10 protein-coding genes are annotated in these 11,641 nt (G+C 43.9%); 9 read left to right on the plus strand and 1 reads right to left on the minus strand.

Translation table 11 applies throughout. The annotated features are described in order from the left end of the window. The first annotated feature begins 265 nt into the window (after nt 1-265). The 5 genes from dppA (at nt 266) to IEX12_RS22125 (ending at nt 5,926) form a co-directional block, all read left to right on the plus strand. Complete coding sequence (gene dppA, locus IEX12_RS22105) at nt 266-1,090, plus strand: D-aminopeptidase DppA (protein WP_088052220.1); 825 nt, start codon at nt 266-268, stop codon at nt 1,088-1,090. A gap of 12 nt (nt 1,091-1,102) precedes the next feature. Next, nucleotides 1,103-2,035 (plus strand): ABC transporter permease, encoded by a 933-nt coding sequence (locus IEX12_RS22110; protein ID WP_155555617.1) that lies wholly within the window; start codon nt 1,103-1,105, stop codon nt 2,033-2,035. A 3-nt stretch (nt 2,036-2,038) separates the two neighbouring features. Next, the gene (locus IEX12_RS22115; protein WP_102414452.1) at nt 2,039-3,001 is read left to right on the plus strand and encodes an ABC transporter permease; all 963 of its coding nucleotides are present in this window, start codon (nt 2,039-2,041) and stop codon (nt 2,999-3,001) included. Nucleotides 3,002-3,010: 9 nt separating this feature from the next. Continuing rightward, nucleotides 3,011-4,015, plus strand: a complete 1,005-nt coding sequence (locus IEX12_RS22120; protein ID WP_102414453.1) for an ABC transporter ATP-binding protein — start codon at nt 3,011-3,013, stop codon at nt 4,013-4,015. 276 nt (nt 4,016-4,291) lie between these two features. Then, a complete protein-coding gene (locus IEX12_RS22125) occupies nt 4,292-5,926 on the plus strand; it encodes a peptide ABC transporter substrate-binding protein (RefSeq protein WP_102414454.1) in 1,635 nt (544 codons plus the stop codon). A 207-nt stretch (nt 5,927-6,133) separates the two neighbouring features. Here IEX12_RS22125 and IEX12_RS22130 read toward each other — a convergent pair whose 3' ends face one another. Next, nucleotides 6,134-6,391 (minus strand): hypothetical protein, encoded by a 258-nt coding sequence (locus IEX12_RS22130; protein WP_188725915.1) that lies wholly within the window; start codon nt 6,389-6,391, stop codon nt 6,134-6,136. An 87-nt stretch (nt 6,392-6,478) separates the two neighbouring features. Between IEX12_RS22130 and IEX12_RS22135 the strand changes: the two genes are divergently transcribed. The 4 genes from IEX12_RS22135 (at nt 6,479) to spoIID (ending at nt 11,466) form a co-directional block, all read left to right on the plus strand. Continuing rightward, nucleotides 6,479-7,399, plus strand: a complete 921-nt coding sequence (locus IEX12_RS22135; protein WP_102414455.1) for a S66 peptidase family protein — start codon at nt 6,479-6,481, stop codon at nt 7,397-7,399. Between the two features lie 298 nt (nt 7,400-7,697). Beyond that, nucleotides 7,698-8,651 carry a C40 family peptidase gene (locus IEX12_RS22140; RefSeq protein WP_188725916.1) on the plus strand — a complete coding sequence of 318 codons (954 nt, stop codon included), beginning with the start codon at nt 7,698-7,700 and terminating at the stop codon, nt 8,649-8,651. A 47-nt stretch (nt 8,652-8,698) separates the two neighbouring features. Next, nucleotides 8,699-9,655 (plus strand): ABC transporter ATP-binding protein, encoded by a 957-nt coding sequence (locus IEX12_RS22145; protein ID WP_102416264.1) that lies wholly within the window; start codon nt 8,699-8,701, stop codon nt 9,653-9,655. A 644-nt stretch (nt 9,656-10,299) separates the two neighbouring features. Further along, nucleotides 10,300-11,466 carry a stage II sporulation protein D gene (gene spoIID, locus IEX12_RS22150; RefSeq protein WP_230856244.1) on the plus strand — a complete coding sequence of 389 codons (1,167 nt, stop codon included), beginning with the start codon at nt 10,300-10,302 and terminating at the stop codon, nt 11,464-11,466. The last annotated feature ends 175 nt before the right edge of the window (nt 11,467-11,641 follow it).

Below are 11,641 nucleotides of genomic sequence, written 5' to 3' on the forward strand. Positions count from 1 at the left end.
CAGATGAAGGGAAAATTTCATATTTTTGATTCAGTAACATGAATGCACCTCCTAACCCTATTATGGATCATGCGTTTGGGGTTTGCAAGCATTTTACGAAAGCAAACCGAAATTCATCTCCCCCTTAGCCTTTAGGGGTTACCAGTAACAGGCTTGAAGAGGGCGACTTCTTTCGGAAGGCAGTTAAATTAAACCTTTAAAATTTGTTATTATTGTGGTAAAATTGTAAAAAAATTAATAATAGTCCACAAGGGGGAGGAGCAACATGAAATTATATATGTCAGTGGACATGGAAGGGATAACAGGACTTCCGGACTATACATATGTTGATTCGGCTAAACATAATTACGAACGAGCGCGAAAGATAATGACGGAAGAAACCAATTACGTGGTGGATGCAGCTTTTAAATTTGGCTGTGATACGGTTTTGGTCAATGACAGTCATTCGAAAATGAATAATATTTTAATCGATCAATTACACCCAGAGGCACTTTTAATTACTGGAGATGTGAAACCGTTTTCAATGGTGCAAGGGCTTGACAATACCTATGGAGGAGCAATATTTCTCGGTTATCATGCACGGGCAGGACAATTTGGTGTAATGGCACATGCGATGATTCATGCCGTCCGAAGCTTTTATATTAATGATATACCGATTGGTGAGCTTGGTTTCAATGCATATGTGGCGGGATACTATGGTGTTCCTGTTCTAATGGTTGCGGGTGACGACCAGGCTGCAAAGGAAGCGGAGGAACTTATTCCAAACGTTACAACGGCGGTTGTCAAAGAAACCATCTCTCGCTCGGCTGTTAAAAGTCTGACACCGAAAAAATCTGGAGAATTACTTACGGAAAAAACAGAAGTAGCATTAAAAAATCGGCATCATGTTAAACCACTTATACCGCCGGAGAATCCAGTGTTACGAATTGAATTTAACAATTACGGTCAGGCTGAATGGGCAAATCTTATGCCGGGAACAGAACCTGTGCCAAATTCAAGCATTGTGACCTATCAGGCAAAGGATATTCTGGAGGCGTATCAAGCGATGCTTGTCATGACGGAGCTTGCAATGCGTACAACCTTTTCATAGGAGTGGAACGACATGCTTAGATATATTTTAAAACGATTTGCTATGATGGTCATCACGATTTGGATTATCGTTACATTGACGTTTATTTTAATGGTGTCGATTCCTGGTTCACCTTTTAACGAAGAACGGGGTACGAATGAGACGGTTCAGGCCAATCTCGAGGCACATTACAATCTCGATGAACCATACTACATACAGTATTTGCTTTATTTAAAATCAATTGTAACGTTTGACTTTGGCCCTTCCATCAAGCAGCCGACAGAAACGGTAAACGATCTGCTTGGACGCGGGTTCCCGGTTTCCTTTGAACTAGGAATCGTTACGATTATCGTCGCAGTTATCTCCGGTATTATCTTAGGAATTATGGCGGCTTTACGGCATAACAAGCTAATCGATTACGCCGCTATGAGTTTTGCTGTACTGGGTATCTCGATTCCCAACTTTGTTCTGGCAACATTGTTAATCCAGCAATTAGCCGTTAACTTGCAGCTTTTTCCGCCGGCAACATGGTCAAGTCCCGCCCATATGGTGCTTCCAGTCATTGCGCTGGCAACCGGCCCGATGGCGATTATTGCCAGGCTGACACGGTCAACAATGCTTGAGGTGCTGACACAGGATTATATCAAAATGGCCCGGGCCAAAGGTCTGACACCTTGGAAAATCGTTGTTAAACATGCATTGAAAAACGCGCTTATGCCAGTCGTGACCATATTAGGGACATTGCTCGCAAGTATTTTGACCGGTACATTCGTTATCGAGAAGATATTTGCCATACCAGGGATGGGAAAATATTTTGTAGAAAGCATCAACCAGCGGGACTACCCGGTCATCATGGGGACAACTGTATTTTATAGTGCCTTTCTCATCTTTATGCTGTTTCTGGTAGACATTGCATATGGTTTCCTGGATCCAAGAATCAAGCTGCATAAAAAGGGAGGAGAATAAGGCATGAAACAAGCGAGTGAACAGACAATAACAGATTCTCCTTCCAGGCAAGAGGTTTCTGACTTATTGTTCAAATGGAAGGAAAAAGATTTAAAAGCAGCCGAAGCCGTTTCCAGACCTTCTCTATCCTACTGGCAGGATGCATGGAGACGGCTGATGAAAAATAAACTGGCAATGGCGGGATTAATTTTTTTAGTCCTGTTAACCATTATGGCTGTAATAGGTCCAATGCTAACACCATACTCGGTTAGAGATCAGGATTTACCTAATCAGTTTTTACCCCCATCCGGAGCCCATTGGTTTGGTACTGATTCGTTAGGGCGCGATGTCTTTACCCGGACATGGTATGGAGCGAGAATTTCATTATTTGTCGGCTTAATGGCCGCGCTTATCGATTTTTTCGTTGGTGTTGTTTATGGGGGAATTGCCGGCTATAAGGGTGGTCGCACCGACAACATTATGATGCGTATCATTGAAATTTTATACGGGCTCCCGTATTTGCTCGTTGTTATTTTGCTATTAGTTGTCATGGGTCCTAGTTTAACAACTATTATTGTTGCGCTGACTGTCACTGGCTGGGTAGGGATGGCTCGAATTGTCAGGGGACAGGTTTTGCAAATTAAAAATTATGAATTTGTTCTTGCCTCGAAATCATTTGGTACCAAGACGAAGCGGATTATTCGCAAAAACCTGCTGCCTAATACAATGGGGCCAATTATTGTACAAATGACCTTAACGGTACCGAGTGCTATTTTTGCTGAAGCATTTTTAAGCTTTTTAGGCTTAGGCGTACAATCACCATTCGCAAGCTGGGGTATGATGGCGAATGATGCACTTGGCGCAATTTTGTCAGGAAACTGGTGGACCTTATTCTTTCCGGCATTTTTCATCTCGTTTACGATGTTTGCTTTTAATGTTTTAGGTGACGGGCTTCAGGATGCACTTGATCCGAAGCTGAGAAAGTAGGGGATACAATTGGAAAAAATTCTCGAAGTAAATGATCTCCATGTTACCTTCTCAACGTATGGTGGAACGGTAAAAGCCGTTCGTGGAGTCAATTTTCATTTAAATAAAGGGGAAACCTTGGCAATCGTTGGTGAGTCCGGCTGCGGAAAAAGTGTTGCCTCTAATGCAATTATGCGGCTTATTCCGGATCCGCCGGGCAAAATATCTGGCGGTTCTATCCTTTTCAACGGGCGGGATCTTACCAAGCTTTCTGACAAAGAAATGCGCCGGATTCGCGGGGTCGATATTTCGATGATCTTTCAGGATCCAATGACGGCATTAAACCCAACGTTAACAATTGGCAGTCAACTTATGGAAGGATTGAGGCAGCACCACAAGATTTCGAGTGACCACGCCAAAAAGAAGGCACTGGAAATGATGGATCTGGTCGGGATCCCCAACCCGGAAGAACGGCTGAAGCAATACCCGCACCAATTTAGTGGCGGGATGCGGCAGCGCATTGTCATTGCGATGGCGCTAATTTGTGAACCAGAGCTGTTAATTGCCGATGAACCGACGACAGCACTTGATGTAACGATTCAGGCACAAATCCTCGAGCTGTTTGAAAAAATTCAAGCTGGTACTGGTGTTTCGATTATTTTGATCACCCATGATTTAGGGGTCGTTGCCAAAATCGCTGATCGTATTGCTGTGATGTATGCAGGAAAAATAATTGAAGTTGGTACCAAACGGGAAATTTTTTATGAACAGGAGCATCCGTATACGAAGGGTTTGCTCAAATCTGTTCCAAGGCTCGATTTAAAGGGGGAGAAGCTCACCCCAATTGATGGTACACCACCAGATTTATTCTCACCTCCACAAGGATGTCCGTTTACCGCACGATGTCCAATGGCAATGGAGGTGTGTGATAAAGTTTATCCCTTTTCATCTGAGCTGTCAGATACACACCATGTGGACTGCTGGCTGCAGGATGAACGGGCTAAACAGCTTTTGGCTGAAGCAGCCGCGAAATAAAATCAAAGGCGGAAGCGCCCGGTTAGCGGCGTATGGACTGCGCCCGTGCAACACGGGTGGTTCAATGTTGCCGCGCAAAGCGGCGGTCTTAATTGAACATTCCTTCGTAGGAGATAAAGGAAACACGGTAAGCTGGAAGCGAACCGATGTTGACTTATCGTACGGAGGCGGGTGTTGTCCACTAGCCGCTGGGCGCTGGAGCCGGACGTGTCCAACTTTGGTGTAAGCTGGATTGAGCCAAGACTATCTTTACTAATTAAAAGGGGGAAAATTTTCATGAAGAAGTGGCTTTTACTGTTTTTGGCAGCATTGACGTTCACTGTTCTGGCAGCATGTACAGCAAATAAAGATGCTGGCAAGAAGCAAGATGATGACAGTGGCACAAAAGGAGAAGCAGCGAGTGAGGAAAAGGTATTGCTTATGAATAACGGAGAGGAGCCATCTTCGTTAAATCCGCCAGAAGGTTTTGACTCGGTTTCATGGAACGTGTTAAACAACCTGATGGAGGGAATGACACGTCTTGGGAAAGACGACAAGCCTGAAGCAGCAACTGCCGAGAGCTGGGATGTCTCTGAAGACGGAAAAACGTACACATTCCATATTCGTGAAGACGCCAATTGGTCAAACGGTGATCCCGTATCAGCTGGTGACTTCGAGTTTGCCTGGAAGCAGTTGCTTGACCCGGAAACAGGATCGCCAGCAGCATTTTTAGGATATTTTATTGAAGGCGGCGAGGCATTTAACAATGGGGAAGGGTCAGCAGATGATGTGATGGTTACAGCAAAAGACGACAAGACGTTGGAAGTTACCTTAAAAGCGCCTACCGGATTTTTCCTGCATGTCATTTCAAACCCGGCGTTTTTCCCGGTAAATGAAAAAGTAGCCAAAGAAAATCCCGAGTGGTATGCCGATGCCGACTCATTTGTAGCCAATGGTCCATTCAAAATGGAAACATGGGAACACGACAGCAAAATCGTCATGGTGAAAAACGATCAATATTGGGATAAAGACACCGTGAAATTAGATAAAGTCGATTGGGCAATGGTTCCGCAAACAAATACGGAATATCAAATGTTCCAAAGTAATGAGCTTGATATGACAGAAATTCCATCTGATATGGCGGATCAGTTGATTGATGGAGATGACGTAGTAATTGAAGATCAGGCAGGTCTCTATTTTTACCGATTTAATGTGGAGAAAGAGCCATTCCAAAACGTGAAAATCAGAAAAGCATTTGCGATGGCTGTTGATCAGAATAAAATTGTTGACTTCGTTACGAAAAATAAAGAAGAAGCGGCACATGGTTTTGTATCACCAGGTTTTACCGACCCTTCAGGCACTGATTTTCGTGAAGCAAACGGCGATCTCGTAACGTTTGATCCAGAAAAAGCCAAGCAACTATTGAAGGAAGGGATGGAGGAAGAAGGCTATGATAAGCTTCCGCCAGTGACATTGACCTACAGCACAGATGAAGCACATAAAGCAATCGCTGAAACATTGCAAAATATGTTCAGTGAAAATCTTGGTGTAGATGTTACATTGGAAAATACCGAGTGGAACGTATTTTCAGAGGATCAAAAGGCATTGAAACTTCAGCTATCACGCAGTACCTTCTTATTTGACTATGGGGACCCAGTTAACTTCCTGGAAAGCTTCATTACTGGCTCAACGATGAACCGTACAGGATGGTCGAACGAAGAATACGATAAGCTGATCGAAAAAGCAAAAACAGAGACCGATCAACAAAAGCGCTGGGATTATATGTATGAAGCGGAAAAACTGTTAGCAGAAGAAATGCCGATCTTCCCGATTCATTATTATAATCAGGTATACATTTATAAAGATAATATTTCCGGAGTAGTCCGCCACCCGGTTGGATATTTGGAATTGAAATGGGCGGATAAGGAGTAGCTGTTTTGTATGGGTTGCACAAGCTGGCTTTAGTCCTGGAGGAATGTCCCCGATTTGCTTTGCGATGAGGGCGCACGGGTCCGGGAGAGTGTGGGCTTCGCTGGTCGTGAGGGAAGCCGCTGATCAAAAGGGAAAAGCCGCCGATCGAGCTCAAGAATTCGCTGAACAAAAGGGAAAAGCCGCCGATCGAGCTTAAGAATTCGCTGATCAAAAGGAAAAGCCGCCGATCGAGCTCAAGAATTCGCTGAACAAAAGGGAAAAGCCGCCGATCGAGCTTAAGAATTCGCTGAACAAAAGGGAAAAGCCGCCGATCGAGCTCAAGAATTCGCTGATCAAAAGGAAAAACTTGCCGATCAGCAGCTTGGAACCCGGGAAAACAGCGCGAACCCGGATCAATACCGCGCGAAGAAGCCTAAAAGTCACGCGAATGATCACTTCGTTTTTAATTAAACCAAGCGTATTCATATCAGAAAGGAACGGTCCATTTACCCATGCTCATGGACCGCTCCTTACATACATAGTAATAGCGATACATAGAAGGAAGGTTTTATCATGATCTATCCAGCACGCATCCATAAAGGTGACACAATTGGCGTAATTGCACCAGCCAGCCCGGTAATTCGAAAAGAACTGTACCGCGGTATTACGTTTTTTGAAGAAATGGGACTGTATGTCAAGCTTGGCAAGCATATTGACCAAGAGCGCGGTTATTTAGCTGGTACGGATCAGGAGCGTTTGGCAGATATGCATGCGATGTTTGCTGATCCGTCTGTGAAAGCCATTTTTTGTGCCCGTGGCGGTTACGGGACAGGAAGAATGGCAGCGGAGATTGATTATGATCTTATTCGAAAACACCCGAAAATTTTTTGGGGATATAGTGATATTACCTATTTACATACGGCAATACGACAAACAACAGGGCTTGTTACGTTCCATGGCCCGATGGTTGCGTCCGATATCGCGAAGGCTGATTTTGCCGAGCTGTCAGCAAACCTTTTTGAACAACTATTCTTTCCAACGAAACTTTGCTATTCGGAGGCGGTATCTCCCTTACAGGTGTTTGTGCCTGGTGAAGCAACCGGAGAGCTTGTTGGCGGTAATTTATCACTTTTGGTCAGTACGCTTGGGACACCGCATGAAATTGATACAGAAGGAAAATTGCTGTTATTAGAGGATATTGGTGAAGAGCCTTACCGGGTTGATGCAATGCTCAATCAGCTGAAGCTTGCTGGCAAGCTGTGTCATGTAGCAGGAATGATTATCGGTGACTTTGCTTTGCCAACACCAAAAAAAGAGAAGCCTTCCTTAAGTTTAGATCAGGTTTTTCAGCATTATTTTGCTGAACTGAACTGTCCAGTCATGTCAGGGTTTAAAATAGGCCATTGCACACCAAACTTTTCCGTTCCTTTAGGGGTAAAAGCAACATTATCGACTTCCAAAAAAACCCTTGTTATAAACGCAGGGGTAAAGTAGTGGATGGTCTCCTGCATAATAACGCGTTAAAGCCGTCGGAGGGACAATGTATAGTGAACATAAAAACGGCAGACCACTGCATACATCATTCGAGGTAAACAGGGCTGTGGTTAGGTAATTGCATGTGAAGTAAGGAACCGGATCCGCTTCTGGGGAGCTGTTCGTTGGATAATACGGAATCTCTTTTGACCTAAAGAATGCAACATACTAAAAAGAATAATTCCAGCCCTATTAAACATGGGCGTATACCTTAAACATGTCCTCAACAAGTAATTTGACAGGAAAGGAGCACGAAAGGATGGTTAATCAAACGTTTGAACAATTTCCCGAAACACTATGGGTTGCGTCAGTACAGGTTGCCACCGTTTGGACAAATCCGGAGTCGGCCAGGGAAATGGACAGATTTGGAACGAGTAATCCAACAAACATGGATAAATGGATCGAGTCATTAACCTTTGAGCAGCGTGTTGCTTTGTGTGATGAAAACCGTGTGCAAACACAACTATTATATGGAGAAATGGTGCTTATCAGCGAAGTTCAGGATGATTGGGCGCATGTCATTATCCCAAGCCAGCCCTCACATAAGGACGACCGCGGTTATCCGGGCTGGGTACCAGTTAAACAGCTGAAAAAAGTGGCAAAACGTGATTGGCGTTGCAGCAAAACGGCTGCCGTTACAGAAAAATTTGCTTGGCTTGAAACCGAGTCTGGGGAGCATTTTTTGAAAATAAGTTATCAAACCCAACTTCCATTAGTAAAGGAGCATACCGATCGAGTTGAAGTGATGACACCCCACGGGCCTTTATTTATAAAAAAAGCAGCAGTTACAGTTTTTCGGGCGACTACCGGACTGGAAAAACAGGATGGAAGCAAGGTTGTCCAGGCTGGCGAGCAATTTCTCGGACTGGAATATTTTTGGGGCGGCATGAGTTCGTTCGGCTACGATTGCTCGGGTTTCAGTTATGCCATGCACAAAGCGAATGGCTACCTAATACCGCGTGATGCAGGCGATCAGGCAGAAAATGGAGAAAAAGTTTCATATGATCAACTACTGCCAGGAGATTTGATTTTCTTCGCGTATGAGGAAGGGAAGGGGGGCCTTCATCATGTCGGCATCTATTACGGTGACGAAAAAATGCTTCATTCACCGAAAACGGGGAAACGAATTGAAATAATTGCCCTTGAAGGAACCGTATATGAACGGGAGCTTTGTGCGGCAACGAGGTACTGGCACAGGGAGGAATTGAAGTGAATGAGGATAAAATTTTGCAGGTTAACAACCTGAAAAAATATTTTCAAATGGGAAAAGGCCAAGTTTTAAAAGCGGTTGAGGATGTCAGCTTTTATGTTAAAAAGGGAGAAACGTTTGGCCTTGTCGGTGAGTCAGGCTGTGGTAAATCAACGATCGGCCGAACGATCATGGGCCTGTATGATAAGACAGCTGGTGATGTCACTTTTGCTGGAAAAAATGTACATGCGCTTGATGAAAAGGAGAAATTTAGTTTCTATCGCAGCATGCAAATGATTTTTCAAGATCCGTACGCATCGCTGAATCCCCGTTCCACGGTAAGGGAAGTGATCGCTGAGCCGATGGAGGTTCACCGGTTATTTTCCAATAAACAAGAGCAGGTTGCCCGTGTTTATGAGCTGTTGGAGGAAGTTGGTTTAAATCGTGATCATGCCAACCGTTACCCGCATGAATTCAGCGGCGGGCAGCGTCAGCGTATTGGAATTGCCCGTGCGCTCGCATTAAATCCGGATTTTATCATAGCTGATGAGCCAATTTCTGCACTTGATGTCTCGGTCCAGGCACAGGTTGTTAATTTACTGAAAGACTTGCAAATGGATAAGGGCTTGACATTTCTATTTATTGCCCATGATTTATCGATGGTCAAACAAATTTCCGACAGAATTGCTGTGATGTATTTAGGCAATATGGTTGAATTAACTGCAAGTGAAGCACTTTATGATACCCCACTGCATCCCTATACGCAGGCATTATTATCAGCCATTCCGATTCCAGATCCGGATATTGAGGAAAGCCGTGAACGAATCATTCTGGAAGGTGAATTACCAAGTCCAATTAACCCGCCAAGCGGCTGTGTCTTCCGTACCCGCTGCCCCATGGCCATGGAAATTTGTTCAATCAAAAAACCAGCATGGCAGGAAGTTGAGCAAAGTCATTATGTAGCTTGTCATTTATATGATGATACAGTGGAAGATAAAACGCCGCTAAAACGGTTAAGCACCGTTTAAATAAGACCCTTTCGTCCGGAGACTGGCGGAAGGGTTTGTTTTTTAAGAAGTGTTTAACGAAAACATCGTCAGTAAACCGGGTAACATCAACAGAAAAGGAGTCAACACCGTCAGTAAACCGCTCAACATCAACGGAAAAGAGGCCATCATCAACAAAAAGCCACTTAACACTAACGAGAAAAGAACCCAACGTGGCATGGAACCACGCAGTATAGTCCGGTGCAGCGTTTATCCTACAAGTCATCATCAAAACTACCAATCCTGTACAATTGCTCTACCCAGAATAGCTTGTCTATTTCCAAACGCGATTCCTGTTTTTCTGGTTCTATTGTTTTCTGGGTTTGTATAAGTTTAATAGTAGGGATGCTAGAAGAGGATGTTCAAAGGTCACCAAATGATAAGCGGCGCACTCCAGAGTCGGCAGCAGGGTCTCTTCTGCTAAAACTACCCATGAAAATCGCTAACGCAGAAGTCAGCACCCCTGTTAGCCCGGTGCCGGAAGCTGGGAAGCGCTTCTTTCAAGAGCCAATCAGCGATTCTTTGAACATCCATTAGAAGCTTCTTAATACGTTGTTGGATGAACCCGAGTATCAGGAATAGCAACATTCGAACCAGCATACAAATTTCTTACGAGGAGGCGGCAGATGAAAAATCGCAACTACAACTACAAAATGCCTAAAGCGTGGAAAAAGAAGAAAAAATCCACCTTCAATCGAAAAAGCACTTCCCTTATGCCTGTAAAAAAGGGGGAATTACCGGGGAAGCTCAATCAAAAAAAATATAAGCAGCTAACGGGAACATCATCTACATGGAAATTACCGGGTATATTATTTGTGGCCAGTTTAAGCATCATTATGTTGATCATTCCTACATTAATTGTTATGCCAGATGGGAGCAAGAATGATAAGCAAATGACAGTGAATGCCGGTCAAGAGCCCGAGGAGACCGTTGAACTAAGTGCAGGTGATTCTCCTTTCTCGGTAGAAGTCATGCGGGCAAGCAGTGACAAAGTCGAAAATGTGCCATTGGAAACATATGTATCCCGGGTTGTGGCCTCCGAAATGCCAAGTGAATTTGAATTGGAGGCATTAAAGGCTCAAGCACTTGCAGCAAGGACATATATAGTGGATTTGCTATTAAACCAGGATCAGGAGGATAAACCGGCAGTGACCGACACTACGGCAAATCAGGTATACAGCAATGAAGCAGAACTGCGCAAAAAATGGGGGAAAGACTACAATAAGAATATGCAAAAGATAAATAAGGCGGTTGCCTCGACAAAAGGGGAAATATTGACGTACGATAACGCTCCAATATTCCCGGCGTTCTTTTCGACAAGCAATGGGTATACAGAGAACTCTGAGGATTATTGGGAAAATAAACTTCCCTATTTACGCAGTGTCAAAAGCCCATGGGACAAAAATTCGCCGAAGTTTTTAGACCAAACGGTTGTCTCAATCGAGGATGCAGAACAAGCACTTGGGGTTGATCTGGGGGATCAGATTCAGGTTGATATAGCCCGAACAGACAGCAACCGGGTCAGCAAGCTGACAGTTGCTGGGAAGGAGTTTTCAGGAAGAGAAATTCGTGAAAAATTCAAATTGAGATCCAGTGATTTTGACATTGAGCAAAAAAACGGTCATCTCATATTTACAACAAAAGGATTTGGCCATGGAATCGGCATGAGCCAGTATGGGGCAAATGGAATGGCCAAAAATGGAAAAAGTTATCAAGACATTGTAAAGTACTATTATCAGGGAGTTAAAATAAGTGAAGTTGCAGAGACAGCACCAACACTTGTAGCAAAATAATGATATATAGTTGGAGGGCAGCATGATCGGTTATGGACAATTAACGTTTTCCTGACCAGGACTGCACCCTCTATTTTATATCACTTGCGTTGCATAAAAAACTTTCTAGCTTGTCAACCATTTTAATTTTGGGGTAATTACCATTTATTCCCTATAAGGAATATTCAGACTTGAA

Origin of the sequence: Lentibacillus populi (assembly GCA_014642895.1) — a bacterium.
Taxonomy (GTDB): domain Bacteria; phylum Bacillota; class Bacilli; order Bacillales; family Amphibacillaceae; genus Lentibacillus_C; species Lentibacillus_C populi.